We start from the raw sequence: 25,632 nt of genomic DNA, 5'->3' as shown, positions 1-25,632 counted from the left end.
AACGACCTCAAAATCAAAAGGTTTCATGACGTCAGCCGACTTGAACCTGAAATCAACGCGCAGTGTCGGAACCGGCCGCAAAAACCTTTTCGCCGCCGATCCAGACGCCCTTCGTGTCGAGATCGTCCGACAGCGCGACCATGTCCGCAGCCGTGCCGTTGGCGAATCGGCCAAGCCGGTGCGACTGGCCGATTGCTTGCGCCGGATAGAGTGAGGCCATGCGCAAGGCCTCGGAAAGCTCGACCCCGGCGACGCGGTGGATGAAACGAACGGCCGAGATCATATCGAGATCGGCGCCCGCCAGTGTGCCGTCGGCGAGCCTCAGGCTGCCGTCCCTTCGATAGATGGTGCGGCCGTTGAGCGTGAACGACGTCATGTCGGTGCCGATTGTCGCCATGGCGTCGGTGACCAGCACGATCCTGGCCGGCCCCTGCTTGGCGCGCAGCGCGATCTTGATGGTGGCCGGATCGACATGGATGCCGTCGGCGATGAGGCCGGCCGACAAGGTGCCGATGTCGATGGCGGCGCCGACCAATCCGGGCTCGCGATTGCCGATCTGGCTCATCGCATTGAACAGATGGGTGACCATTGAGGCGCCGGCCGCGGCAAAGGCGCTGGCGGTGGCATAGCCGGTATCGGAGTGGCCAAGGCTGACGATGATGCCGGCCCTGGCGAGTGCCGCGACGCGCGCCGGCTCGACGGATTCAGGGGCAATGGTGGTGAGCAGCACCGGTAGTTTTTGCCGCGCGGCGATCAGCATCGCCTGATCGGCATCCGTCATCGGCCGGATCAGCGCCGGATCATGCGCGCCCTTGCGGGCGACCGACAGATGCGGGCCTTCGAGATGCAGTCCGAGAAACCCAGGCACCTTCTGGCGCGCCGCTGCCTCGCCGGCGGCGACAGCGGCGGCCGTGATTGCAGGCGTGTCGGTGATCAGCGTCGGCAGCAGCGCCGTCGTGCCGAAGGGCGCGTGCGCGCGGCAGATGGTCTCGATTGAAGCGACATCGGGGTGGTCGTTGAGCATGACGCCGCCGCCGCCGTTGACCTGCAGGTCGACGAACCCCGGCGCCAGAAGGCCGCCACCGGTGTCGACGACGCGGATATCCGAGGGGATGGCACCGGTGGGCAGAATGGCCTCGACGAGACCGTCGCGCACGACAAGTGCGTGGCCTTCATGCCAGTCGTCGCCGTCGAAAATCCGGGCGCCAGTCAGGGCAAAGCGATCGCTCATACTGTCTCCGTCACCTTGCGAAGATTGCGCGGCGTGTCCGGATCGAGACCGCGATGGCGGGCAAAGGCCTCGACGAACATGTAGAAGGAGACGATCAGCGTCAGCGGATCGGTCAGCGGATGGCCGGTGGCAACATGCGGCAGGCGCACGGCGCGTTTGGCAAGCGCGGAGGTGACGAACACCGGCGCGCCCTTGGCCGCCAGGCTGTCGGCGGCCTCGGCGATAGACGGTTCGGAGGCGTCGCGCGCGGCCAGCGCCAGCACCGGAAAGTCGGGGCCGATCAGCGCCAGCGGGCCGTGCATGACTTCGGCGGCGCTGTAGGCCTCGGCATGCATGCCGCAGGTCTCCTTGAATTTCAGCGCCGCTTCATTGGCCATCGCCGCCGACGGTCCGCGGCCGAGGATGAACAGCGACTTCTGCTTCTCGATCGTCTCAGACAGCACGCTCATCCAGTCGCAGGCGATCGCCTTGCCGAAATGCTCCGGCAGGCGGGCAAGTGCGGCCAACAGCGCATCGTCGCCGGTGGCATGCGCCATCAGAGCGAGGCCGGCGACGGCCGAATTGATGAAGGTCTTGGTGGCCGCCACGCTGCGCTCGGGGCCGGCCAGGATATCGATCGCATAGTCCGAAGCACGCGCCAGCGGCGAATCGGCGGTGTTGGTGATGGCGACGGTCAGCGCGCCCCCCGCCCGCGCCGTTTCGGCCATGGCGACGATATCGGGGCTCTTGCCCGACTGCGAGATCGCCAGGCAGGCCGAGCCGGCGAGCCTGAGCTTGCGGCCATAGATCGAGGCGATCGACGGTCCGACAGACGCCACGGCCAGGCCCGCGGTCAACTCGACGGCGTATTTCATGAAGGTGGCGGCATGGTCGGACGAGCCGCGCGCCACGGTGACGACGAACTGCGGGTCGCGTTCCCTGATGCTGCGCCCGGCCTCGGTCAGCACCGCGCCGGAGCCGTCGAGCAGGCGGGCGACCGCTTGCGGGACCTCCTCGATCTCGCGCCGCATATGGGTCATTTCTGCCGACATGGTCGGCTCTGTCGTGCTCATGGTCGGCCCTCTTCGCTCGGCCCTGTCAGCCGCAGTTCGGCGACGAAATCATAGGCGTCGCCCCGGTAGATGGAGCGGGTGAATTCGATCACCTTGCCGCTCGCCAGATAGGAAATGCGTTCGATGTGCAGGCCGGCAATACCTGGCGGCACTTCGAGCAGGCGCGCGTCGCTGTCGCCGAGATTGGCGGCGGAAATGCGCTGCACGGCGCGCACTGGCCGGTTGCCGGTCAATTCCAGCGCTGCGTAGAGCGAGGAACCTATATCGGCCGGATCGGGCAACACGCTGGCCGACAGCGAGGCGCGTTCGATCGCCAGCGGTGTGTCGTTGGCGATGCGCAGGCGCGCCACCCGCGCCACCAGTTCGCTCGACGACAGGCCGAGCACCATCATCTCGTCGGGTGAAGGTGCGTAAAGGCCGCGGTCGAGCCATGCCGAACGCACCGCCATGCCGCGCCGCGCCATGTCCTCGGTAAACGAGGTCAGCCGCGACAGCGATTGTTCGACACGCTCCATGCGCGGCGCCACGAAGGTGCCGGAGCCGTGGCGCTGCACCAGGATGCCGCCCTTGACGAGATCCTGCACCGCCTTGCGCACGGTGACCCGCGAAATATCGGCCTTGGTGGCGATGTCGCGCTCGGAAGGCAGCGCGTCGCCCGGCCCGATCAGGCCGCGATTGACCGCGTCCTCGATGCTCTTGCGCAGCTGCAGATAAAGCGGCGCGCCGCTTTGCGCCTGATGTTTGAGCGTGGCGAAGATCTGGTCGGCGGCCTCGCTCATCGAGTTGCCTCCGCGTGTCCGGCGAAAAGGCGAACCGCCATCTGCACCGCGCCGCCCAGTGCGTCGTCGAGCGGCGGCTTCAGCAGCGCCCGGTAGCGGGCAGACAGGCGCGGCGCGTAGAGCGGCGCCAGCCCGCCGAGCAGGCACAGAGGCGCGTCGTCGGCGAGACCGAGCGCGCCGAGCGAGGCTTCGACATCGGCGACCACCCTGTCGAGGATCCAGTTGGCGACGCTGTCGCCCTTCTCGGCATGCTCGAACACCTTGGGTGCGAAGCCGCCGAAATCGCCCGGCTTGGCATTGGTGGTGAATTCGACGACGTCTTCCGGGTTGTTGCGGAAGACGGCCAGCATGCTGTGCGTCAGCGGCGAACCTTCGCGGACGCCGTCATAGGCAAGCAGTGTCTGTTCGAGCAGGTCGCGGCCGATACGGGCGCCGCTGCCCTGGTCGCCGACCTGGAAGCCCCAGCCGCCGATGGCGCGCGATTTGCCTTGTCTGCGCGCCATATAGGCGGTGCCGGTGCCGAGGATCGCCATAGCGCCATCGCCGGAGCCGACAGCGCCTTCCAGCGCGATTTCGGCGTCGGTCTCGACGCGGCTGATGCTGAACGGCAGGATCGCTTCGAGTTGCTGCCGGTAGGTGCCGACATTGGCGCCGGCCAGCCCGAGAATGGCCGGCGTTCGCGGGATCAGTTCCGCATCCTGCCCGGCGGCGAGAAACGCCTGCCTGGCGGCCTCGACGATGTTCGAGCGGGCGCCGGTCAGGTCGGTGCGGATGTTGGCGGCGCCGCTTTTTGCGCGGCCGACCACCGTGCCGTCCGCCGTTGCCAGGGCGGCCCTGCAGCTGGTGCCGCCGCCATCGATTCCGAGCACGAAATTCACGTGATTTCTCCTCCGAGGGGATAATACCAATAAAATACCAATAGCCAAGAGTTAATTTCCGTTTCAAAAAGATTAAGCCGTATTTTATTGAAAAACCTGCGTATTTCGTTGGGTCATGATTTCCGGCCAGCGAATTCGTTAATGCGTGTGGACAAGTGGTATTTTTTTGGTATTGTTCTGGTATTGGAGGAACCGGGATGGCCGAAACGCGCACCGAAGCGCTTCACAAAAATGCCGAGGGGCTGGATATCCAGCCTCCGGACGCCATCCTTTCCTATTTGGCCGATGCGCAGATCGAAGCCGCCAAGGTCGTGCGCCATGCCATTCCATCCATCGCCATGGCGGCCGAGATCATAGCCGGCAGGCTGAAGAACGGCGGCAAGCTCGCCTACGCCGCGGCCGGCAGCTCAGGCCTGATGGCACTGGCCGATGCGCTGGAGCTGCCGGGCACCTTCGGCATTCACCGCAACCGCATCGCTATCCTGATCGCCGGTGGCGACGACGCTTTCCGCACGCTGGCCGGAGGGCCGGAAGACGATACCGAGGAGGCTGCGGCAGCGGTCGCCGAAGCCGGCCTCGGCAAGGGTGACTGCCTGATCGCCATTTCCGCCAGCGGCACGACGCCCTATGCCGTGCGGGCCATCGAGGAGGCTGCCCGCCGCGGCGCTGCCACCATCGGCATCGCCAACAACAGGGACTCGGCGCTGCTGCGCCAGGCACAAACCGCCATCCTGCTCGAAACGCCGCCGGAACTGATCGCCGGCTCCACGCGCATGGGCGCCGGCACCGCCCAGAAGATCGCGCTCAACATGCTGTCGACGCTGACCGCCATCCATCTCGGCCATGTGCATGACGGCTACATGGTCAATCTCATGGCCGACAACATCAAGCTGCGCGGCCGCGCGGCGCGCATCGTCGCCGCCGTCAGCAGGTGCGGCACGGACGAGGCGGCCCGCCTGCTCGAGAAGAGCGGCGGCGCGGTCAAGACCGCCATTCTGCTCGCCGCCGGCGCCGACAGTACCGACGCGGCGCAGAAGATACTGGAAGAGGCCGGCCAGAAGCTGCGGCCGGCCCTTTCCGCGATAGAGGGGAGCAAAGGGCGCACTGCCTCCGTTCTCATCAAAACCGAACCTGAAAAAGGTCAACAGGGAGACTGAGCATGACAACGAAACTACTGACGGCACTGCTTTTGGGCACCAGCATTCTCGGCTCGGCCGGGGTTGCTTCTGCCGCAGACGTAACGCTCAACATCGAAAGCTGGCGCGGCGACGACCTTGCCATCTGGAAGGACAAGCTGATCCCGGCTTTCGAAGCCAAGAATCCGGGCATCAAGGTGGTGTTCGCGCCGTCGGCTCCGACCGAATATGACGCGGCCCTCGGCGCCAAGCTCGCCGCCGGCTCGGCGGGCGACCTGATCACCTGCCGCCCGTTCGACAAGTCGCTCGAGCTGTTCAAGAAGGGCAACCTTGCCGATCTCTCGGCGCTGCCCGGCATGGAGAACTTCTCACCGGTGGCCAAGTCCGCCTGGCAGACCGACGACGGCAAGGCGAGCTTCTGCGTGCCGATGGCCTCGGTCATCCACGGCTTCATCTACAACAAGGACGCCTTCGACAAGCTCGGCATCAAGGTGCCGGAGACCCGCGACGAGTTCTTCGCCGCGCTCGACAAGGTCAAGGCCGACGGCACCTACATCCCGATGGCGATGGGCACCAAGGATCTCTGGGAAGCCGCGACCATGGGCTACCAGAACATCGGCCCCAACTACTGGAAGGGCGAGGACGGCCGCGCAGCGCTGATCAAGGGCGATCAGAAGCTGACCGACAAGGACTGGGTCGCGCCGTATGAGGAACTGGCCAAGTGGAAGCCTTATCTCGGCGACGGCTTCGAAGCGCAGACCTATCCGGACAGCCAGAACCTGTTCACGCTCGGCCGGGCCGCCATCTACCCGGCCGGCTCGTGGGAGATCGGCCTGTTCAACACCCAGGCGCAGTTCAAGATGGGCGCCTTCCCGCCGCCGGTCGAGAAGGCCGGCGACACCTGCTACATATCAGACCATACCGATATCGGCATGGGCCTGAATGCGGCTTCGAAGAACGCCGATGCAGCCAAGACCTTCCTGTCCTGGGTCGCCTCGCCGGACTTCGCTACCATCTATGCCAACGCGCTGCCGGGCTTCTTCAGCCTGAACTCCGCGCCGGTGAAGATGGAAGACCCGCTGGCGCAGGAATTCGTCTCCTGGCGCGGCAAGTGCAAGTCGACGATCCGCTCGACCTACCAGATCCTGTCGCGCGGCACGCCCAACCTCGAAAACGAGACCTGGGTTGAATCGGCCAACGTCATCAACGGCACCGATACGCCGGAAGCCGCGGCCAAGAAGCTGCAGACCGGTCTCGACAGCTGGTACAAGCCGGCCAAGTAAGAGCTCGGCTGAGCGCTGCTTATCTCCCCCCTCGAGGGGGAGATGTCGCCGAAGGCGACAGAGGGGGTCGGTGGAGGCAGGCCGCGACTTGATCGTTGCTGGAAAGCACGGTCAAATATCGATGGCGCGCTGCCTTGACCGACCCCACCCGCCTCGCTTCGCGAGGCACCCTCCCCTCAAGGGGGAGGGAGGCGCCGCGCCTTTGGCGGCATTTGCCGACCTGATCGGCGGGGACCGAACTCATGGCCGCAGATATCAGACCGAAAAGACCGTTCCGCTGGCACATCGGCATCTTCCTGGCGCCGGCGGTGCTTGTCTACACGGCGATCATGATCCTGCCGCTCGCCGGCACGCTGCAGCTGTCGCTGTTCCGCAACATCGAGCAGCACCAGGTCTTCGTCGGGCTGGAAAACTTCCGCACGCTGTTCGGCGACCCCAACTGGTCGGTGGGTTTCTGGAACGCGCTGAGAAACAATGTCTGGTTCTTCATCATCCACATGATTGTGCAGAACCCGATCGGCGTCATGCTGGCGGCGCTTCTGTCCAGCCCGAAACTGAGATTCGCGGCTTTCTACCGCACGGCGATCTTCGTGCCGACCATCCTGTCCTTCGTTATCGTCGGCTTCGCCTGGAAGCTGATCCTGTCGCCGCTGTGGGGCGTGGCGCCGCATCTGATGGACCTCGTCGGCCTGAAAAGCCTGTTCACGCCGTGGCTCGGCAAGGAGCAATATGCACTGACCGCACTCAGCCTGATCTCGGTGTGGCAGTTCGTCGGCATTCCGATGATGCTGATCTATGCCGCCCTGCTGTCGATCCCCGAAGAGGTGATCGAGGCCGCCGAATGCGATGGGATCACCGGCCTTTCGCAGTTCTGGAAGATCAAGCTGCCGCTGATCCTGCCGTCGATCGGCATCATCTCGATCCTCACCTTCGTCGGCAATTTCAACGCCTTCGACCTGATCTACACCGCGCAAGGCGCGCTCGCCGGGCCAAACTATTCGACCGACATTCTCGGCACCTTCCTCTACCGCGCTTTCTTCGGCTTCCAGCTGCAGACCGGCGACCCAAATATGGGCGCGGCGATCGCCACGATGATGTTCCTGATCATCCTCGGCGGCGTCTGTGTCTACCTCTTCCTCGTGCAGACGCGCCTGCGTCGCTACCAGTTCTGAGGGCCGGGAGATGAGCACCGCCACCCATTCCCTCCCCCGCACCATCGGCGCCCACGCGATCCTGTTGACCTACACGGTGATCGCGCTGTTTCCGGTGATCCTCGTCATCATGAACTCGTTCAAGTCCCGCGCCGGCATCTTCGGCGCGCCGCTGACGCCGCCGACGCCCAAAACCTTCGACCTGATCGGCTACACGACCGTCATCGGCCAGGGCGACTTCATCCACTATTTCCAGAACAGCCTGGTCGTCACCGTCGCCTCGCTGTTCTTCGTACTCTTGTTCGGCGCCATGGCGGCGTTCGCGCTGTCGGAATACCGCTTCCGCGGCAACTCGCTGATGGGGCTATACCTTGCGCTCGGCATCATGATCCCGATCCGGCTGGGCACCGTCGCCATCCTGCAATTGATGGTGGCGAGCGGGCTGGTCAACACGCTGACGGCGCTGATCCTGGTCTACACCGCGCAGGGCCTGCCGCTTGCCGTGTTCATCCTGTCGGAGTTCATGAAGCAGGTGTCCGACGATCTGAAGAATGCCGGCCGCATCGACGGCCTGTCGGAATACACCATTTTCTTCAGGCTGGTGCTGCCGCTGGTCAGGCCTTCGATGGCGACCGTCGCCGTCTTCACCATGATCCCGATCTGGAACGACCTGTGGTTCCCGCTGATCCTGGCGCCGTCGGAAGAGACCAAGACGGTCACGCTCGGCGCGCAGCTCTTCCTCGGCCAGTTCGTCACCAACTGGAACGCTATCCTGGCAGCCCTGTCGCTGGCGATCATGCCGGTGCTGATCCTCTACGTCATCTTCTCGCGGCAGCTGATCCGCGGCATTACTTCCGGAGCGGTGAAGTGAGCGGCGGGGAAGAAGCTATCGTACAGGCCCTCGTCGAGACAGCGAGCCACTATGGATTCCGGGGCGTTCGCGCCAAAAATTTCTACCGAGAGTGGCCGGAGACGATCTGTGTGCTGAACCTTCAGAAGTCTTCCTGGGGTCCGCAATTCTATATCAACGCTGCTGTCTGGTTTGCACGGCTTGGGCCGGAGCGCCGGCCGAAGGAATACAATTGTCACATTCGTTGGCGCGTCAATTCCCAGATGGAAGACGAGCAGTCGAAAGCGTTCGAGCAGGCGCTCAACCTTGAGCATCCCTTGCCTGATGATCAGAGGCTTTCACTGATCAAGGACGGAGTTGATGCCTATGGCTTTCGACTTTTGTCCCGGTGTGACAGCGAAGAAGCAGCCCTGCAGGTCGCAGATGAATGTGAGCCACAGGTGATGGTGGCTCTCGCAGCCCGCAGTCAAGAAAAGGCGAATTGAAATGGCCCAACCTCTTCGCGTTGTCGTCGCCGGGCTCGGCAATATGGGCCGCAGCCATGCGCTGGCCTACCATACCAATCCAGGTTTCCAGATCGCGGCACTGATCAACCGCTCCGATGTGCCCTTGCCGGACGGGCTGTCGGGCTACGGCATCAGACGTTCCTTCGACGAGGCGTTGCGCGAGGAAAAACCCGATGTCGCCTGCATCGCCACCTATTCCGACAGCCATGCCGATTATGCGGTGAAGGCCTTCGAGGCCGGTTGCCACGTCTTCGTTGAAAAGCCGTTGGCAACGACGGTGGCCGACGCCAGGCGTGTCGTCGCGGCGGCGAAGGCCAACGGCAGGAAGCTGGTGATCGGCTACATCCTGCGCCATCACCCGTCCTGGATCAGGCTGATCGCCGAAGCGCGCAAGCTCGGCGGCCCCTATGTCTTCCGCATGAATCTCAACCAGCAATCCTCGGGTCACACCTGGGAGACGCACAAGCAGTTGATGCAGACGACCTCGCCGATCGTCGATTGCGGCGTGCACTATCTCGACGTCATGCTGCAGATCACCGATGCGAAGCCGGTCGAGGTGCGCGGCATGGGTGTGCGGCTGACCGGAGAGGTGGCGCCCTCGATGTACAATTATGGCCATTTACAGGTGCTGTTCGACGACGGTTCGGTTGGCTGGTACGAGGCAGGCTGGGGGCCGATGATTTCGGAAACCGCCTTCTTCGTGAAGGACGTGATCTCGCCCAATGGCTGCGTGTCGATCGTCATGAAGGAAGGTGTGAGGTCGGATGACATCGACACTCACACCAAGACCTCGACCATCCGCCTGCACAATGCGGCGACCGGCGCGGACGGCAAGTTTCTCAAGGCCGACGAAATGCTATCGATGGCAGGCGAACCCGGCCATCAGGACCTCTGCGACCTCGAACAGGCCTTCGTGCTGAAGGCGATCCGCGAGGATCTCGATCTCACCAAACACATGGACGACGCGGTCAAATCGCTCGCCGTCTGCCTTGCCGCCGACGAGAGCGTGCGCAGTGGCGCCGCCGTCAAACTCTAGAACAGGGACGAAGCCGTGGGCTCGCTGAACATCGAGAACGTGAAGAAGGCCTTTGGGCCGGTCGAGGTGCTGAAGGGCATCAACCTCGAAGTGAACGACGGCGAGTTCGTTGTCTTCGTCGGCCCCTCCGGTTGCGGCAAGTCGACCTTGCTCAGGGTCATTGCGGGACTGGAGGACTCGACCTCGGGCCGGGTGGTGATCGACGGCGCGGACGTCTCGGCCACGCCGCCGGCCAAGCGCGGCATCGCCATGGTGTTCCAGACCTATGCGCTCTATCCGCATCTGACGGTGAAGAACAATATGGGCCTCGGCCTCAAGCAGGCCGGCACGCCCGCCCCGGAGATCGAGCGCCGCATCGGCATCGCCTCGTCGATGCTGTCGCTCGAGCCCTATCTCGAAAGGCGGCCGGCCGAGCTCTCCGGCGGCCAGCGTCAGCGCGTGGCCATCGGCCGCGCCGTGGTGCGCGAACCCAAGCTCTTTCTCTTCGACGAGCCGCTTTCGAATCTCGATGCAGCACTGCGCGTCAACACGCGGCTGGAGATCGCGCAGCTGCATCGCCGGCTGAAGGCGACGATGATCTACGTCACCCACGACCAGGTCGAGGCGATGACGCTGGCCGACAAGATCGTGGTGCTCAACGCAGGGAAAATCGAGCAGATCGGTGGCCCGATGGAGCTCTACAATTCGCCGGCAAATGAGTTCGTCGCCGGCTTCATCGGCTCACCAAAGATGAATTTCGTCGAGGGTGCCAGGCTCGGCGAAACCGCCAAGACCATCGGCGTGCGGCCGGAACATTTGACCGTGGATCCGAAATCCGGCGCCTGGAAGGGAACGGTGGTGCACGCCGAGCACCTCGGCGCCGACACCAATCTGTATCTCGATTGCGAGAAGGCCGGGTTGATTACCGTGCGGATTTTCGGGGTGTACGATGCAGAACCGGGAGCCACGCTCTATGCGACGCCGGATCCGGCGAAGACGTACAGGTTTGGGGCCGATGGGAAGGTGCTGAAGTAGCGCGGCGGCGCAGTTCTTGCCTTCCCCCTTGTGGGGGAAGGTGGATCGGCGCGCAGCGCCGAGACGGATGAGGGGTGTTCCAGCGGAGTGAGGCGTTGCTGGAACACCCCTCATCCGTCGCCTTCGGCGACACCTTCTCCCGCAAGGGGAGAAGGGAAGTCGGCGCCGCTACAAATCAGCCTTGAACGTCTGCTTCTGCTGGCCCAGGCCCTCGATGCCCAATTCCACCACATCGCCGGCCTTCAAGAACACCGGCGGCTTCATGCCCAGCCCGACGCCGGGCGGCGTGCCGGTGGAGATGATGTCGCCGGGGTGCAGCGACATGAACTGGCTGAGATAGGAAACCAGGTATTTGACGCCATAGACCATGGTCTTGGTCGAGCCGTTCTGCATCGTCTTGCCGTTGACCGTCAGCCACATTTTGAGGTTCTGCGGGTCGGCGACTTCGTCCTTGGTCACCAGCCATGGGCCGGTGGGGCCGAACGTGTCGCAGCTCTTGCCCTTGGTCCACTGGCCTTGCCGCTCGGCCTGGAAGGCGCGTTCGGAGACGTCGTGGGCAACGCTGTAGCCGGCGACATAGTCGAGCGCGTCGGCTTCGCTGACATACTTTGCCGTCTTGCCGATGACCACGGCCAGCTCGACTTCCCAGTCGGTCTTCTCCGAGCCGCGGGGGATCAGCACGTCGTCATCCGGGCCGACAATGGCCGAGCTTGCCTTCATGAAGATGATCGGCTCCGGCGGCACGGTGGCGCCGGTCTCGGCGGCGTGGTCGGAATAGTTGAGGCCGATGCAGATGAACTTGCCGGTGCCTGCAACGCAGGCGCCGAGGCGCGGGCTGCCGGACACCGCCGGCAGCGACTTCGGATCGAGCTTGGCGAGTGCCGCCAGCGATGCCGGATCGAGTGCCTTGCCGCCGATGTCGGTGACGTGAGCGGACAGATCACGGATCGTGCCATCCGCATCGAGCAGACCTGGGCGCTCGCTTCCCACCTCGCCATAGCGCAGCAGTTTCATCTAAAATCCTTCTCCTGATTGCGGCCTCGTGGCCTTTTGCAAACTTGCCGCCAGGGCGATGGCTCCTTCGCGGAACCGGCGGACCCTACTCATCGACCCGACCCCGGACAAGCGTGGTTACCCTACAAGATGGCCGGCGCGCGGGATTTTCAGACTCTTCGATCCCCTCGTAAACGCCGGCAAGGGCCCCGATTGTTCTGCATGCTCAGATCTTTTCCGACCAGCGGTCAGATCGACCAGCCGCCGTCGATATTGTAGGCCTGCCCGGACGTGTAGGTGGCGCCGGCCAGATAGACGGCGAGATCGGCGATTTCCTCAGGCGTGCCGAGCCGGCCCATCGGCTGGCGGGCGATGAAGGCGGCGCGGGCGGCATCGTAGTCGCCCTGAGCGTGCATGCGGTCCTGCAACGACGGGCTCTCGACCGTGCCGGGGCAGATGGCGTTGCAGCGTATGCCCTTGCCGACATAGTCGGCGGCGATCGCCTTGGTCAGGCCGATGACGGCGGCCTTTGTCAGGCCATAGACGAAGCGGTTGGGCACGCCCTTGGTCGAACTGGCCAGCGAGGCCATGTTGATGATCGAACCGTCGCCGCGTTCCAGCATGCCGGGCAGCACGGCCCGGCTGGTGCGGATCATGGCGCGAACATTGAGGTTCAGCGCGAAATCGAGATCGGCGTCCTTCATCTCCAGGATCGAGCCAGCATGGACGAAGCCGGCGCAATTGAACAGCACGTCGACGACACCGATCTCGGCAAAGGCGGCGTTGACGGCTTCGTCGTTGAGCACGTCCAGCTTGCGAGTCTTGATCCCTGGCGTCTTGGCGAATTCCGCCAGCAGTGCCTCGTTGATGTCGGTGGCGTAGACGATGGCGCCAGCTTTTGCGAAGGCCAGTGCGCTCGCCTTGCCGATGCCTTGCGCCGCTGCCGTGACGACAACGACCTTGCCTGCCAGATCCGCCATAGTGTTCTCCTCGTCCGCTGGGATAGTCCGGGTCTAACTGCGGCTGGCCAAGGCGTCATGTGCCAGTCACGCGCGATCATGCGGCCTGCGCCGTTGACGTTCACTGATAAAGATGTTTTTTCTCGTTAAAGAACATCTGTCCGTGCGTCAACCCCGAACACGATCACCATCACGATAGCCATTTGGGCTCAGTCGCCATAAGGCACCCAGACATTCTTGACCTCGACGGCGCGGCGCAGGAAGGCGTCGCCGGCGGCTTCGTCGGACGCCCAGTCGAGGCCACGGCCATTGCCGCTCCAGACCCGCTTGAGGTTGCCGATGGACTCGGCTTCCGCTTTGGCGCAGGTCTCGGCATCGGCGAACACCCAGAGCCCATCGACATCGTCATGCTTGGCCAGCACGCCGGCGAGTTCGGCGCTGCGACCGGTGACGATGTTGATGGCGCCGGCCGGAATGTCGGAATATTCGATGACCTGGTAGAGATCGGTCGCCAGCAGCGGGTAGCGCTCCGACGGCACCGCGACCACGGTGTTGCCCATGGCCAGCGCCGGTGCGACCAGCGATATCAGGCCGAGCAGCGGCGAGGTATCAGGCGCGACGATGCCGACGACGCCGACCGGCTCATGCAGCGCCAGCGTCACGGCACGCGCCGGCGGCTGGTGCACGCGACCCTCGAACTTGTCGGCCAGACCGGCATAGAGGAACAGCCGTTCGATGGATTGTTCTACCTCTTCCCGCGCGGCCTTGGGCGTAGCGCCGGTCAATCCGGTGAGACGGGCGGTGAACTCGCCGGCGCGGCCGGAAAGATTCTCGGCCAGATAATAGAGCACCTGGGACCTGTTATAGGCGGTCGCCTCCGGCCATGCTTTGCAGGCACGGGCGGCAGAGACGGCGTCGCGGATATCCTTGCGGCTGCCGAGCCCGACCTCGCCGGCAAGCTTGCCCTTGGCGGTGGCGATGGCGAGGGAATAATTGCCGTCCGGCCGCACCTGCTTGCCGCCGATGAACAGCTTTGCCGTGCGGTCGATCGCCGAGCCGTCGGCCTGCTCGACCGGCTGTGCGGAGGTCGTCGCCGGCTTGATGATCGGGCCGAGCGGCAGCTTCGCCGTGAGATATTCGAACATGCCCTCGCGCCCGCCCTCGCGGCCAAAACCGCTCTCGCGGTATCCGCCGAAGCCACAGGCGGCGTCGAACATGTTGGTGCCGTTGACCCAGACCACACCGGCCTTCAATTGCGGCGCGACGTGCAGAGCGAGGTTGACGTTTTCGCTCCACACCGAGGCGGCGAGGCCGTAGCGCGTGTTGTTGGCCAGCTCGATCGCTTCCTCGGTGTTGCGGAAGGTCATGGTTGCCAGAACAGGGCCGAACACCTCTTCTTGCGCCAAGATGTTAGCCGGCGAAACACCTGTGGCGAGCGTCGGCAGATGGTAGTAGCCGGAAGAGGGCAGCGCCGCATCCGGCTGCCAGCAGACGGCGCCCTGCCTGGCGCCTTCGGCAACCAGGCCCTTGACGCGGTCAAGCTGGGTCAAGTCGACGAGCGGGCCGATGTCGGTGTTCTTGTCGAGCGGGCTGCCGACGCGCAGCCGGCTCATCCGCGTCTTCACCTTGGCGATCAGGGCGTCGGCTATGCCTTCCTGCACCAGCAGCCGCGAACCGGCGCAGCAGACCTGGCCCTGGTTGAACCAGATGCCGTCGACCAGGCCTTCGACGGCGCTGTCGAGATCGGCATCCTCGAAGACGATGAAGGCCGACTTACCGCCGAGCTCGAGAGACAGTTTCTTGCCCGAGCCGGCGGTCGCCTTACGGATGATCTTGCCGACTTCGGAAGAGCCGGTGAAGGCGATCTTCTGGATGCCGGGATGGTTGACGATGGCCACGCCGGCCTCAGGGCCGCCCTGGACGATGTTGACGACGCCTTTCGGCACGCCGGCGCGTTCGCAAATCTCGGCAAACAGGATAGCGGTCAGCGGCGTGAACTCGGCCGGCTTCAGCACCACGGTGCAGCCGGCGGCGAGCGCCGGCGCGATCTTCCAGGCCAGCATCAGCAACGGGAAATTCCACGGGATGATCTGGCCGACCACGCCGACACCCTTGTGGCCGGGGAAATCCTTGTCCAGCGCCTGCGCCCAACCGGCATGGTGGATGAAATGGCGGATCGCCAGCGGTACGTCGATGTCGCGGCTTTCGCGGATCGGCTTGCCATTGTCGATGGTCTCAAGCACTGCGAACAGGCGCTGATGGCGCTGCATGGCACGGCCGATGGCATAAAGCACCTTGGCGCGCTGATAGCCTGAGGCTGCCGACCATTTCGGCAGCGCCTTGGTGGCCGCCGCAACCGCCGCATCGATATCGGCGGCACTGGCGTCCGAGACCTTGGCCAGCAGCTTGCCGGAGGAGGGCTCGCTGGTCTCGAAGGTCTTGCCGCCGGAAGCGGCTTTCCAGTCGCCGCCGATGAACAGCGCCTTGCCGAAATCGCGTGCGGCAAGCCAGGCGTCGGCCTCGTTGCGGGCTTCCGGCGCCGGGCCGTACTCCATGGCGTGGTAGCGGTCGAGAATGTTCATTGGGCGCCTCCTTCACCCCTCCCCCTTGTGGGGAGGGTCGATCGGCTTGCCGATCAGGGNGGGGGNAAATCTCTCAAGCCATCGCGTGGCGATGATTGGCCGAATAGTGTCCCGTCAGATGGTGCTCGAGCTGGCGCTCGATGTCGGTCAAGAGGCTCGACGCACCGAAGCGGAACAGGTCCGGCTCCAGCCATGGCCGGCCGAGTTCTTCCTTCATCAGCACCAGCCAGTCGAGCGAGGCCTTGGCCGTCGAAATGCCGCCGGCCGGCTTGAAGCCGATGAGATAGCCGGTTTCCTCGAAATAGGCCCTGATGGCGCGCACCATGGCGAGGCCGACGGGCAGCGTGGCGTTGACGCTTTCCTTGCCGGTCGAGGTCTTGATGAAATCGGCGCCCGCCATCATCGCCACCATCGAGGCCAGCATGACATTGCGCAGCGTTGCGAGGTCGCCGGTGCCGAGGATGACCTTCAGATGCGCGTCACCGCAAGCGGCGCGCATCGAGACGATCTCGTTGTAAAGCTCCCGCCACTTGGCCCCGAACACCAGGCCGCGCGGGATGACGACGTCGATCTCGTCGGCGCCGTCGCGGACCGAGGCCTCGATCTCCTGCAGGCGGGTCGACAGCGGCGTAAGGCCATGCGGGAAGGCGGTGGAGACAGCGGCGACATGGATGCCGGTGCCGCGCAAGGCATCGACGGCGGTGGCGACGAAGGGATGGTAGACGCAGACGGCGGCCGGGCGGATGGTTTCACCTGATATGCCGAGGCCCTCGACAATGTCGCGGCGGAACGGATTGATCGCCTTGGCGCAGAGCCGGCGCACGCGCTCCTCGGTGTCGTTGGAATTCAGCGTCGTCAAATCCATGCAGGCGACGGCGCGCAGCAGCCAGGCCGCCTGGTTGTCGGCCTTTATCGAGCGCCGCTTGGTCAGGCTGGCGACGCGCCGTTCCAGCGCCGAGCGATTGACGCTGCGCACCGATTCCATGAAGCCGAGGTCGAGCTTCATGCCGGGATTGCGCGCAACGCGATGGTCCAGAGGTACGGCTGTGTTGGCGGCGGCACGCGCCGGCAGCGGCGTCACCTTGGACGAGCCGACATCGGCTTCGCGTATTGTGCTGCTCATCTCCTGCCCTTTCATTCAGCGACGTGTGCCGAAGATAGCCCGTGAAGCCGTACTTCACGAGTCCTGCGGGCGGTCATAACCGAAAAAGGCGGCGAAAGCAGCAATTTTTGACCGTGCGGTCAAAAACATAGACTTCGAGATGTTGGTGCGGCTCAGCCGACGAAGGCGCGCTCGACGACAAAAGTCGCTGGATGGCTCAGCGAGCCTTCCTCGAAGCCGAGGCTTTCGGCCAGTTCCTTGACATCCTTCAGCATATGCATCGAGCCGCAGATCATGATGCGGTCGGTTTCCGGGTTGAGCTTGTCGATGCCGAGATCGCTGTAGAACTTGCCGGAGCCGATCAGCGCGGTGATGCGGCCCATGCGTGCCGATTCCTCGCGGGTCGTCGAATTGTAGAGCGTGACGCGCCCGGTGGTCAGCTCGCCGATCAGCGGGTCGCTTTCCAACGCCGCGACCAGCTCCTGGCCGTAGGTGAGTTCCGCATTGTCGCGGCAGGTATGGGTCAGGATCAGCTGATCGAATTTCTCGTAGGTGTCGGGGTCGCGCAGCAGGCTGGCGAAAGGCGCGATGCCGGTGCCGGTCGAGATCATGAACAGCCGCTTGGCCGGCGTCAGCGCGTCGACCACCAGCGTGCCGGTCGACTTCTGGCGCATGATGACCGTGTCGCCGACCTGGATCTTCTGCAGCTCGGAGGTCAGCGGACCATCCGGCACCTTGATCGAGAAGAATTCCAGCTCCTCGTCCCAGGCCGGGCTTGCCACCGAATAGGCGCGGTACACCGGCTTCTCGGCATTGGGCAGGCCGATCATGACGAACTCGCCGGAGCGGAAGCGCAGCGACTGCGGACGGGTGATGCGGAACGAGAACAGCCGATCGGTATAGTGCTTCACCGAGACGACGGTCTCGGCATAGACGTTGGCCGGTATAGGGAACTGCAGCGGTCGGGCGCCGACGGTGTTGAGAGCGGATGTGGTGTTCATCAAATCCAACCTTCTGGCCCAGCTTACGGACGCGGGCGCCAAACCTTCACCTGCGCGCCCGGACCATTCAGGTCCCGGCGTGCTGTTCGCACACTCCAAAGCGGCAAGCTCTTGTGTCCGGAATTTATTAGTATACAAACGATATTTGCGTCAAGATGCTCCCTTAAAACAGCTTTCCAAACTGACGCATATCCGTAGTTCGCGCATTTCGGGTTTCGACGATGGAAGAGAATATTTCGGCGCAAGCGCGCGATTCCCAGGGAAATGTCGTTGCCGGTATCGATGTCGGCGGCACCTTCACCGACCTGCTCCTGATCGACGGCCGCGACGGTGGCAGGGTGTATCTAGCCAAGACGCCGACCACGGTCGACAATCAGGCTTTCGGTGTCGTTTCGGCGCTCGGCGCCACCGGATTTCCGATCGACGGCATCGACCTCATCGTGCATGGCACGACCACCACCACCAATGCGGTGCTCGAGCGCCGGCTGGCGAAAACCGGCATGATCACCACGCGCGGTTTTCGCGACGTGATCGAGCTCGGCCGGCGCACGCGGCCGCAGGCCTATGGCATGACCGGCAGCTTCGTCCCGATCATTCCTCGCAATCTCAGGCTCGAAGTCTCGGAGCGCGTCGAAGCGTCGGGCGCGGTGCGCACGCCGCTCGACGAGACCGAGATGCGCGACGCCGTGCAGACGCTGATCGCGGCCGGTTGCGAATCCCTGGTCATCCATTTCCTGCATTCCTATGCCAACCCGACACATGAGCGGCGCGCCGTCGAAATCGCCGCCGAACTCTGGCCGAACGGCTACATCACGGCGGGCCATGCGCTGCTGTCGGAAGCGCGCGAATTCGAACGCGGCGTGACCGCTTCGGTCAACGCCTCCGTGCAGCCGATCCTCGAGCGCTACGTCGAGCGGCTGCGCAAGGAACTGGGCGCCAAAGGCTATGCCCGCGACTTCCTGATCATGAATGGCAATGGCGGCATGATCTCGGCCCGCTTCGTCACACGTGAATCGGCCAAGACGGTCATGTCCGGCCCGGCCTCGGGCGTCATCGCCGCCGCCTATACCGGAAAACGCGCCGGCTTCGAAAATCTCGTCACCTACGACATGGGCGGCACCTCGACCGACGTGGCGCTGATCCGCAATGCCGAGCCGGCAGTCTCGAACGAGATCGAGATCGAATATGCGATGCCGATCCATGTGCCCATGGTGGCGGTGCACACGGTCGGCGCCGGCGGCGGCTCGATCGCCCGCGTCGATGCGGCCGGCCTGATCCAGATCGGCCCGGAAAGTGCCGGCGCCAATCCCGGCCCGATCTGCTACGGGCGCGGCGGCCTCGAACCGACCATCACCGACGCCAATCTGGTGCTCGGCCGGCTGGCGCCGAAGAAGCTGCTGGCGGTCCAAAATCCCGTCACATCAGAGCGCGTCACTGGCATCTTCGAGGAAAAGATCGGCAAGCCGACCGGCCTGTCCGGCGTCGAGGCGGCGGGCGCGGTGCTCAGGCTCGGCAACATGAAGATGGCCGGCGCCATCCGCATGGTCTCGGTGTCGCGCGGCCACGACCCGCGCGATTTCGCGCTGTTCGCCTTTGGCGGCGCCGGCCCGTTGCATGCCACCGCGCTTGCGCGCGAACTCGGCCTGCCCAAAGTGTTGGTGCCGGCGCGTCCAGGCATCACCAACGCGCTCGGCTGCGTCGTTGCCGACCTGCGCCACGACTTCGTCAACACCATCAACCAGCCGGTGTCGGTGCTCGACGAAGCCCAGCTTCACGCTGTGTTGGAACGGCACCGAAACGAAGGCGAGGAGCTGATAGGCAAGGAGGCGGTGAAGCCGGAGACGATCCGCGTCACCCATTCCGCCGACATGCAGTTCGTCGGCCAGACCCACATCATCAATGTGGCGCTGCCGTCGTCGTCGGTGACGCGCGCAACGCTGCAGCAGCTTTTCGAAAAGGCCTATTTCGCCCGCTTCAAGGTCGAGCTGCCGGAAATCCGCGCCAACCTCGTCAATCTCAACACGTCGGTGACCGGCGTGCGTCCGGCGATCGATCTGTCGCGCCTGATCGACCCCGCAGGGCGCGCAACAACGCTCGACGAGGCGCGGCGCGAAATCCGGCCGGTCTGGTACGCCGGCCAATGGCACGACACGCCGGTATACGCGCGTGAAAAGCTGCCGCTCGACGCGATCATCGAAGGGCCGGCGATCCTAGAACAGATGGACGCCACCACCGTGCTCGAACCCGGCGACCGCGCACGCAGCGACGCCGACGGCAACATCATCATCGACATCGGCGAGGCCTGAGATGCCAAATCCTGATAGGGCAAAACTCGACGCCATCACGCTTTCGGTCCTCCAGGCGGCGTTGCAGCAGGTCTGCGACGAGATGGACCTGACCTTTTCCCGCGCCGCCTTCTCGCCTGTCATCGCCGAGGCCAACGACCGCTCCGATGGCATCTATTCGGCGCTCGACGGTTCGCTGATCGCGCAAGGCAGCCAGGGTTTGCCGGTGTTCGTCGGCGTCATGCAGTATTCGACCAGGACGGTGATCGAGATGATCGCCGATGGCCGCTGCTTGGCTCCCGAGCCGGGCGACATCTACATCGTCAACGACCCCTATCTCGGCGGCACCCATCTGATGGATGTGCGCTTCGCCATGCCGGTCTACCGGGACGGCAAGATTTTCTGCTGGCTGTCCAACACCGGCCATTGGCCCGACATTGGCGGGTCGGTGCCGGGCGGGTTTTCGGCCTCGGCGACCGCGGTCGAGCAGGAAGGCCTGCGGCTGCCGCCCGTAAAACTGTTCAAGAAGGGCATGCTCGATCCCGAGATCTACGCCATCATCTGTTCCAACATCCGCGTCGCCGATCAGCGCATCGGCGACATCAGGGCGCAGGCCGCCGCACTGCTGATAGGTCAGGACAGGCTCAACGGAATCCTGGATCGTTACGGCGACGAAACCGTTGTCGAGGCGATCGCCGAACTGCGCCGCCGCGCCGCCGAACAGATGCGCGCCAACATCTCAGCCATCCCCGACGGCACCTACCATTCGAAGGCCTTTGTCGATTCAGACGGGGTGGTCAACGAGCCGCTGAGCATCGCGCTCGCGGTCGAGAAGCAAGGCGATACGCTGACCTTCGATTTCGCCGGTTCGTCCAAGCCTTGCGCCGGGCCTATGAACAGCGTGCTGGCGACGACCCTGTCCTCGGTCTATCTCGCCATGCGCCACATTTTCCCGGATGTGCCGATCAGCGCCGGCGCTTTCGAGCCGCTGATCGTCAAGCGGCCGGAAGGCACTTTCCTCGACGCGAAATATCCACGCCCGGTCTCGGGCTGCGCCGCTGAAGTGTCGCAGCGCATCGCCGAGGCCGTGTTCGCGGCGATGGTGCAGGCATTGCCGGAGAAGGTGACGGCGGCGCCCGCCGGCTCCAGCGGCAATTTCGCGCTTGGCGGCAACGACCCGGCGCGCGGCCGCGATTACGTCATGTACCAGATCTCCGGCGGCGGCTATGGCGGCAATTCAGGCCATGACGGGCTGACCAATGGCTGCTCGACCATCGGCATTTCTAAATCGCCGCCGGTCGAGATCATGGAACAGGCATTCCCGGTGCTCTACCGCCACTACGCCTTGCGTGAAGGCTCCGGCGGCGCCGGCAAGCATCGCGGCGGTTTCGGCCTCGCCTATGAGGTCGAAATCCTGCGCGGCGACGCCCGCGCTTCCTTCGTCATGGACCACGGCCGTTTCGGCCCGCAGGGCGCGCTCGGCGGCAGGGATGGCGCGGTCAACATGGTGACCGTGTTCCGCAACGGCGAGGAACATGTACCGCCGCATTTGTCCAAGGAGCAGGACATCGCGCTCAAGGCCGGCGACCGCGTGCGCGTCGGCACGCCGGGCGGTGGCGGCTATGGCGATCCGCTGCAGCGCGATCCGGATCTGGTGCTGCGCGACGTGGCGTTGGGTTACTATACGGTCGAAGAAGCCAGCGAAAAATTTGGCGTTGTCCTCTCGGCCGGGGAGTTGGCCATCGACCGGACAGCGACGAACAAGCAGCGCGCCGGCTAACGCACGACCAATCGTGAGGGCTTGGTCCGCTCGCCGCGCCGCGATCGCCGCATGACATGTCGTTTCCGTCTCCGCCACACGCCTGGAAGCCCGTAGACTTCCCGTTTTCAACGGGGAACTCGAACATGCGTCTTTTCGGTCGTTTCGTGCTTGCCACTTCCGTCGCTCTCACCCTTGCCACGAGCGCCGCCTCCGCCCAGGACAAAAAACTCAGGATCGGCACCGAGGGCGCCTACCCGCCCTTCAATTACGCCAGTGCCGACGGCACGCTGGGTGGCTTCGACATCGACTTGGGGAAGGCGCTGTGCGCCGAGATGAAGGCCGAGTGCGAATTCAGCGTGCAGGATTTCGATGGTTCCATACCGGCGCTGCAGGCCGGCAAGTTCGACGCCATCATCAACATCACCATCACGCCCGAGCGGGCCGAAAAGGTCGAGTTCACCCACAAATACTACCAGACGCCGCCGGCCATCGCCGTGCCCAAGGATTCGACCATCGCGGGCACCTCGCCTGACGATCTGAAAGGCAAGGCGCTCGGCGTGCAGACCGCGACCATCCACCAGAAATTCGCCGAGCAGAAATATGCAGGCTCGACGGTCAAGGCCTATCCGACGGGCGATGATGCCCGCACCGACATGGCCAATGGCCGCCTCGATGCGATGATGGACGGCTCGATCATCCTGACCGAATGGCTGAAGAAGCCCGACGGCGCCTGCTGCAAGCTGCTCGGCACGCTGACGGCCGATCCGGCCATACACGGCCCCGGCGTCGGCATCGCGCTGCAGAAGGGCAACAAGGAGCTGGCCGACAAGCTCAATGCGGCCATCGACGCGCTGCGCGCCAACGGAAAATACAAGGAAATCAACGACAAGTACTTTTCCTTCGACGTCTACGGCAGCTGAGACCGGCAGCAAATGCCTCCGGGCAGCGCCGTCTGGCGCTGCCGTTTTTCATGAACGATGGAGACTTCCTTGGCTGAGCGGCGCTCCCCTTTCTACAGCAGCATCGTCGGACTGGGCGCGACCATGGGTCGTGTCGGCGGCGATTTCATCTCGGCCAAAACTTATTCCGGCATTGCCGACGAGCACCTGAACACCCGCAAAAATGTTGGCGTGCAGGATCTCAGCACCATGGGCAAGATGGACATCAAGGGGCCGGACGCCGAGGCGCTGGTCAACCATGTCATCGTCAATGATGCCGCCGCCATGAAACCCGGCCAGGTACGCTATTCCACGGTCTGCCGCGAGGATGGCGGCATCATGGACGACCTCACCGTGTTCCGGCTGGGGCAGGAGCACTTCATGCTGGTGACCGGCTCGGTCAACCGGCTGAAGATGCTGCCTTGGCTGCTGCATCATGCGCAGGGGCGCAAGGCCTATGTCACCGACATCACGGCGGCCATCGCCTTCCCGACCATCCAGGGTCCGCGCTCGCGCGAACTGCTGAAAGCGTTGATCGCGGATGCCGATCTGGATGGACTGAAGCGCTGGTCGTTCACGTCGGGCCATATCAGCGGCACGCGGGTGCTGATCTCGCGCACCGGCGTGACCGGCGAACTCGGCTTCGAACTGTTCGTGCCTGCCGACGAGGCGGCTTCGGTCTGGGACGCGCTGATGCGAACCGGCCGGGACTTTGGCCTGAAACCCTATGGCGTGCTGGCGATGTTCACGCTCGGGCTGGAAAAGGCCTATCCGGCGCACGGCATCGACATGGATGAGAGCCGCACGCCGTTCCATGTCGGTCTCGACCGCTGGATCAAATTCGACAAGGGCGATTTCGTCGGCCGGCAAGCGCTGCTCAAGGTCCGCGACAAGGGCCTCGACGAGCAATGGGTCGGGCTGATCCTCGACGGCGACAGGCCGGCCGCGACCGATGCCAGGGTTCTGGCCGATCGCGAGGACGCGGGCATCGTCACCTACAGCGACCATGGCTATTCCCTCGGCAAGGTGCTGGCCACGGCGCACCTGCGGCTGCCCTTCACCGCCATCAGCACCGAACTCAGCATTGAGATCGACGGCAAGCCGACGCGAGCCGTCGTGGCGCCGATACCGTTCTTCGATCCGGAAGGGGTTAGATTGCGCGGCTAACTCGGCTTGCGTCAACAACTGCGTGCGTTGGCGATTGGCGGAAACGTCCACCGAAGGCGGGGAGGCCTCCGCCTATCCCGTGCGCTGCGGTGCCATCAGCCAGTCTTTCAACCCCGCCGATCCAGCCTCGCCACCAGCCTGTCTCCCACCCACTGGATGCCGCACACAAGGATGATCAGCACGATGACCACGGCGATCATCACCGAAGTCTCGAAACGCTGATAACCATAGCGGATGGCGAGGTCGCCGAGGCCGCCGGCGCCGATGGCGCCGGCCATGGCTGACGCACCGATCAGCGTTACCAGCGTCACGGTGAAGCCGGCGACGATGCCGGGCAGGGCTTCGGGCACCAGCACCTCGCGGATGATCGTCCAGCGGTTGCCGCCCATGGCGCGCGCTGCCTCGATCAGCCCGCGGTCGACCTCGCGCAGCGACACTTCGGCGATGCGCGCATAGTAGGGCGTGGCGGCGATCGACAGCGGCACGATGGCTGCCCATGTGCCGATCGAGGTGCCGACGATCAGCCGCGTCACCGGGATCAGCGCCACCAGAAGGATGATGAAGGGAACCGAGCGGAAGCCGTTGATGACGGCGCCGAGCACGCGGTTCACCCACAGGCTTTCGGCGATACCGCCGCGTTCGGTGGCAATCAGCGCCAGCCCGAGCGGCAAGCCGAACGCCAGTGAGATGAGGCCGGAGGCGGCCGTCATCAGCACCGTCTCCCAGATCGAACGCAGCAGAAGCTCAAACAGGATTGGCGACATGGCCAAGCACCTCCACCCGCGCCTGGCGGGCCTTCAGGAATCTGATGATGTCAGCGAGATGATTTGCATCGCTGCCCGGAACAGACAGGAACAGCGTGCCTACCGGCTGCTGCTGGATATGATCGATGCCGCCATGGACGAGGCGGAAGGCGCCTGGAACAGCCGTGGCAAGGTCGGACAGCAATGGCCCGCTTGCCGCCTCGCCGGCCACATCCACGCGCAGGATCGTCTCCGCGCCGGCCGCTGGCAGCAGCTGGGCCGCCAGTTCGGCCGGCAGTTGCGGCCGGATGGCGCCGAGCAGGCTTTTGGTGACATCCGAGCGCGGATCGGCAAACACCGACCAGACCGACCCTTGCTCGACGATGCGCCCGGCGTCGATCACCGCAACCCGGTCGGCGATCGAACGGATCACCTCCATCTCATGGGTGATCAAAAGGATGGTCAGGCCAAGCTGCCGGTTGATGTCCTTGAGCAGGGCGAGGATGGAGCGCGTCGTCTCCGGATCGAGCGCCGAGGTGGCTTCGTCCGACAGGAGCAGCGCCGGGCGCGCGGCAAGCGCCCGGGCGATGCCGACACGCTGCTTCTGGCCGCCCGACAGCGACGCCGGATAGGCTTTTGCTTTCTCCGACAGGCCGACGAGATCGAGCAGTTCGGCGGCGCGCTTCAGTCGCTCGGCTTTCGGGCGGCCCTCGATCTTGAGCGGCAGCGCCACATTGTCCTCGACGGTCTTGGCCGACAGCAGGTTGAAATGCTGGAAGATCATACCGATGCGCCGCCGCAGCGGCTGCAGGTCGCGCTCGCCGAGCCGGCTGATCTCGCGGCCCTCGATGAACACCTCGCCGGAGTCAGGCCGTTCCAGCCCGTTCAGGCAGCGGATCAGCGTCGACTTGCCGGCGCCGCTGCGGCCGATGATGCCGAGGATCTCACCCTTGCGCACGGTCAGCGACACGCCGTCGAGCGCCGCCGTCACACCGAAGCGGCGCTTCAGCTCGACGAGGCGCACGACGTCCTGAGATGTGTCGGGCCGGGCGTGGGTCAGATCGGCAGTGTCCCCGGATGCCGTGATATGCTGGTTCATGAATGTTCCTGTTCCCGAAAACGCAATCGCGGCCCGCGCCTGAGCGCGGACCGCTGTTGCTCTCGAACCGGGCTTCCGGTCGACG

The 25,632-nt window shown here is 64.5% G+C and carries 22 protein-coding genes; 11 read left to right on the top strand and 11 right to left on the bottom strand.

Features of this window, described 5'->3' with window-relative positions; translation table 11 throughout:
* Window positions 1-52 precede the first annotated feature (52 nt).
* The 4 genes from nagA to MESCI2_RS0132785 are packed head-to-tail and all read right to left on the bottom strand — an operon-like array spanning window position 53 to window position 3,940.
* Window positions 53-1,231: an N-acetylglucosamine-6-phosphate deacetylase gene (gene nagA / locus MESCI2_RS0132800; RefSeq protein ID WP_027040194.1), complete on the bottom strand. Its 1,179-nt coding sequence runs from the start codon at window positions 1,229-1,231 to the stop codon at window positions 53-55.
* Window positions 1,228-2,262, bottom strand: a complete 1,035-nt coding sequence (locus tag MESCI2_RS0132795; RefSeq protein WP_027040193.1) for an SIS domain-containing protein — start codon at window positions 2,260-2,262, stop codon at window positions 1,228-1,230. The genes nagA and MESCI2_RS0132795 overlap by 4 nt, the downstream gene beginning before the upstream one ends.
* Before the next feature lie 17 nt (window positions 2,263-2,279).
* Complete coding sequence (locus MESCI2_RS0132790; RefSeq protein WP_027040192.1) at window positions 2,280-3,062, bottom strand: GntR family transcriptional regulator; 783 nt, start codon at window positions 3,060-3,062, stop codon at window positions 2,280-2,282.
* The gene (locus tag MESCI2_RS0132785) at window positions 3,059-3,940 is read right to left on the bottom strand and encodes an N-acetylglucosamine kinase (RefSeq protein ID WP_027040191.1); all 882 of its coding nucleotides are present in this window, start codon (window positions 3,938-3,940) and stop codon (window positions 3,059-3,061) included. Before MESCI2_RS0132785 ends, MESCI2_RS0132790 begins: the two co-directional genes overlap by 4 nt.
* 197 nt (window positions 3,941-4,137) lie before the next feature.
* Between MESCI2_RS0132785 and MESCI2_RS0132780 the strand changes: the two genes are divergently transcribed.
* The 7 genes from MESCI2_RS0132780 to MESCI2_RS0132750 all read left to right on the top strand — a co-directional run bounded on the left by MESCI2_RS0132780 (window position 4,138) and on the right by MESCI2_RS0132750 (window position 10,916).
* Window positions 4,138-5,097 (top strand): N-acetylmuramic acid 6-phosphate etherase, encoded by a 960-nt coding sequence (locus MESCI2_RS0132780; RefSeq protein WP_027040190.1) that lies wholly within the window; start codon window positions 4,138-4,140, stop codon window positions 5,095-5,097.
* Window positions 5,098-5,099: 2 nt separating this feature from the next.
* The gene (locus MESCI2_RS0132775; protein ID WP_027040189.1) at window positions 5,100-6,359 is read left to right on the top strand and encodes an ABC transporter substrate-binding protein; all 1,260 of its coding nucleotides are present in this window, start codon (window positions 5,100-5,102) and stop codon (window positions 6,357-6,359) included.
* 242 nt (window positions 6,360-6,601) lie between these two features.
* Entirely contained in the window at window positions 6,602-7,531 is a 930-nt protein-coding gene (locus MESCI2_RS0132770) for a carbohydrate ABC transporter permease (RefSeq protein ID WP_027040188.1), read from the top strand.
* A gap of 10 nt (window positions 7,532-7,541) precedes the next feature.
* Complete coding sequence (locus MESCI2_RS0132765) at window positions 7,542-8,381, top strand: carbohydrate ABC transporter permease (RefSeq protein ID WP_027040187.1); 840 nt, start codon at window positions 7,542-7,544, stop codon at window positions 8,379-8,381.
* Window positions 8,378-8,845: a DUF4304 domain-containing protein gene (locus tag MESCI2_RS0132760; protein ID WP_027040186.1), complete on the top strand. Its 468-nt coding sequence runs from the start codon at window positions 8,378-8,380 to the stop codon at window positions 8,843-8,845. The genes MESCI2_RS0132765 and MESCI2_RS0132760 overlap by 4 nt, the downstream gene beginning before the upstream one ends.
* 1 nt (window position 8,846) lies before the next feature.
* Window positions 8,847-9,902, top strand: a complete 1,056-nt coding sequence (locus MESCI2_RS0132755; protein ID WP_027040185.1) for a Gfo/Idh/MocA family protein — start codon at window positions 8,847-8,849, stop codon at window positions 9,900-9,902.
* A 15-nt stretch (window positions 9,903-9,917) separates the two neighbouring features.
* Entirely contained in the window at window positions 9,918-10,916 is a 999-nt protein-coding gene (locus MESCI2_RS0132750; RefSeq protein ID WP_027040184.1) for an ABC transporter ATP-binding protein, read from the top strand.
* A gap of 168 nt (window positions 10,917-11,084) precedes the next feature.
* Here MESCI2_RS0132750 and MESCI2_RS0132745 read toward each other — a convergent pair whose 3' ends face one another.
* The 5 genes from MESCI2_RS0132745 to MESCI2_RS0132725 form a co-directional block, all read right to left on the bottom strand.
* Complete coding sequence (locus tag MESCI2_RS0132745; RefSeq protein WP_027040183.1) at window positions 11,085-11,930, bottom strand: fumarylacetoacetate hydrolase family protein; 846 nt, start codon at window positions 11,928-11,930, stop codon at window positions 11,085-11,087.
* A 227-nt stretch (window positions 11,931-12,157) separates the two neighbouring features.
* Window positions 12,158-12,889, bottom strand: coding sequence for an SDR family oxidoreductase (locus MESCI2_RS0132740; protein WP_027040182.1), 732 nt, complete (start codon window positions 12,887-12,889; stop codon window positions 12,158-12,160).
* A gap of 188 nt (window positions 12,890-13,077) precedes the next feature.
* Window positions 13,078-15,450: an aldehyde dehydrogenase family protein gene (locus MESCI2_RS0132735; protein ID WP_027040181.1), complete on the bottom strand. Its 2,373-nt coding sequence runs from the start codon at window positions 15,448-15,450 to the stop codon at window positions 13,078-13,080.
* 73 nt (window positions 15,451-15,523) lie between these two features.
* Window positions 15,524-16,573: a deoxyribose-phosphate aldolase gene (deoC, locus tag MESCI2_RS0132730; RefSeq protein ID WP_027040180.1), complete on the bottom strand. Its 1,050-nt coding sequence runs from the start codon at window positions 16,571-16,573 to the stop codon at window positions 15,524-15,526.
* A gap of 152 nt (window positions 16,574-16,725) precedes the next feature.
* Window positions 16,726-17,553, bottom strand: a complete 828-nt coding sequence (locus MESCI2_RS0132725) for a ferredoxin--NADP reductase (RefSeq protein ID WP_027040179.1) — start codon at window positions 17,551-17,553, stop codon at window positions 16,726-16,728.
* Between the two features lie 221 nt (window positions 17,554-17,774).
* Here MESCI2_RS0132725 and MESCI2_RS0132720 point away from each other — a divergent pair, with 221 nt between their 5' ends.
* The 4 genes from MESCI2_RS0132720 (at window position 17,775) to MESCI2_RS0132705 (ending at window position 23,705) form a co-directional block, all read left to right on the top strand.
* Window positions 17,775-19,859 carry a hydantoinase/oxoprolinase family protein gene (locus tag MESCI2_RS0132720; protein WP_027040178.1) on the top strand — a complete coding sequence of 695 codons (2,085 nt, stop codon included), beginning with the start codon at window positions 17,775-17,777 and terminating at the stop codon, window positions 19,857-19,859.
* A gap of 1 nt (window position 19,860) precedes the next feature.
* Entirely contained in the window at window positions 19,861-21,618 is a 1,758-nt protein-coding gene (locus MESCI2_RS0132715) for a hydantoinase B/oxoprolinase family protein (RefSeq protein WP_027040177.1), read from the top strand.
* Window positions 21,619-21,743: 125 nt separating this feature from the next.
* Window positions 21,744-22,520 carry an ABC transporter substrate-binding protein gene (locus tag MESCI2_RS0132710; RefSeq protein ID WP_027040176.1) on the top strand — a complete coding sequence of 259 codons (777 nt, stop codon included), beginning with the start codon at window positions 21,744-21,746 and terminating at the stop codon, window positions 22,518-22,520.
* A gap of 69 nt (window positions 22,521-22,589) precedes the next feature.
* Complete coding sequence (locus MESCI2_RS0132705) at window positions 22,590-23,705, top strand: aminomethyltransferase family protein (protein ID WP_027040175.1); 1,116 nt, start codon at window positions 22,590-22,592, stop codon at window positions 23,703-23,705.
* Window positions 23,706-23,812: 107 nt separating this feature from the next.
* On the opposite strand, the gene MESCI2_RS0132700 is transcribed toward MESCI2_RS0132705, so the two are convergent.
* On the bottom strand, window positions 23,813-24,469 hold the full coding sequence (locus MESCI2_RS0132700; RefSeq protein ID WP_027040174.1) for a methionine ABC transporter permease: 657 nt from the start codon (window positions 24,467-24,469) through the stop codon (window positions 23,813-23,815).
* The gene (locus MESCI2_RS0132695; protein ID WP_027040173.1) at window positions 24,450-25,547 is read right to left on the bottom strand and encodes a methionine ABC transporter ATP-binding protein; all 1,098 of its coding nucleotides are present in this window, start codon (window positions 25,545-25,547) and stop codon (window positions 24,450-24,452) included. Before MESCI2_RS0132695 ends, MESCI2_RS0132700 begins: the two co-directional genes overlap by 20 nt.
* Window positions 25,548-25,632 lie beyond the last annotated feature (85 nt).

Source organism: Mesorhizobium ciceri WSM4083, assembly GCF_000519305.1.
Taxonomy (GTDB): Bacteria; Pseudomonadota; Alphaproteobacteria; order Rhizobiales; family Rhizobiaceae; genus Mesorhizobium; species Mesorhizobium ciceri_B.
The sequence above is the reverse complement of the archived record's forward strand: the minus strand, read 5'-3'. Positions and strand labels throughout refer to the sequence as shown.

Excerpts from the sequence above, each read along its gene's own strand:
- MESCI2_RS0132780 (WP_027040190.1), top strand. The coding sequence starts at position 4,138 with ATGGCCGAAACGCGCACCGAAGCGCTTCACAAAAATGCCGAGGGGCTG.
- MESCI2_RS0132695 (WP_027040173.1), bottom strand. The coding sequence starts at position 25,547 with ATGAACCAGCATATCACGGCATCCGGGGACACTGCCGATCTGACCCAC.
- MESCI2_RS0132770 (WP_027040188.1), top strand. The coding sequence starts at position 6,602 with ATGGCCGCAGATATCAGACCGAAAAGACCGTTCCGCTGGCACATCGGC.
- MESCI2_RS0132720 (WP_027040178.1), top strand. The coding sequence starts at position 17,775 with ATGGAAGAGAATATTTCGGCGCAAGCGCGCGATTCCCAGGGAAATGTC.
- MESCI2_RS0132710 (WP_027040176.1), top strand. The coding sequence starts at position 21,744 with ATGCGTCTTTTCGGTCGTTTCGTGCTTGCCACTTCCGTCGCTCTCACC.
- MESCI2_RS0132740 (WP_027040182.1), bottom strand. The coding sequence starts at position 12,889 with ATGGCGGATCTGGCAGGCAAGGTCGTTGTCGTCACGGCAGCGGCGCAA.
- MESCI2_RS0132735 (WP_027040181.1), bottom strand. The coding sequence starts at position 15,450 with ATGAACATTCTCGACCGCTACCACGCCATGGAGTACGGCCCGGCGCCG.
- nagA (WP_027040194.1), bottom strand. The coding sequence starts at position 1,231 with ATGAGCGATCGCTTTGCCCTGACTGGCGCCCGGATTTTCGACGGCGAC.
- MESCI2_RS0132755 (WP_027040185.1), top strand. The coding sequence starts at position 8,847 with ATGGCCCAACCTCTTCGCGTTGTCGTCGCCGGGCTCGGCAATATGGGC.
- MESCI2_RS0132775 (WP_027040189.1), top strand. The coding sequence starts at position 5,100 with ATGACAACGAAACTACTGACGGCACTGCTTTTGGGCACCAGCATTCTC.
- MESCI2_RS0132715 (WP_027040177.1), top strand. The coding sequence starts at position 19,861 with ATGCCAAATCCTGATAGGGCAAAACTCGACGCCATCACGCTTTCGGTC.
- MESCI2_RS0132765 (WP_027040187.1), top strand. The coding sequence starts at position 7,542 with ATGAGCACCGCCACCCATTCCCTCCCCCGCACCATCGGCGCCCACGCG.
- MESCI2_RS0132795 (WP_027040193.1), bottom strand. The coding sequence starts at position 2,262 with ATGTCGGCAGAAATGACCCATATGCGGCGCGAGATCGAGGAGGTCCCG.
- MESCI2_RS0132745 (WP_027040183.1), bottom strand. The coding sequence starts at position 11,930 with ATGAAACTGCTGCGCTATGGCGAGGTGGGAAGCGAGCGCCCAGGTCTG.
- MESCI2_RS0132700 (WP_027040174.1), bottom strand. The coding sequence starts at position 24,469 with ATGTCGCCAATCCTGTTTGAGCTTCTGCTGCGTTCGATCTGGGAGACG.
- deoC (WP_027040180.1), bottom strand. The coding sequence starts at position 16,573 with ATGAGCAGCACAATACGCGAAGCCGATGTCGGCTCGTCCAAGGTGACG.
- MESCI2_RS0132725 (WP_027040179.1), bottom strand. The coding sequence starts at position 17,553 with ATGAACACCACATCCGCTCTCAACACCGTCGGCGCCCGACCGCTGCAG.
- MESCI2_RS0132790 (WP_027040192.1), bottom strand. The coding sequence starts at position 3,062 with ATGAGCGAGGCCGCCGACCAGATCTTCGCCACGCTCAAACATCAGGCG.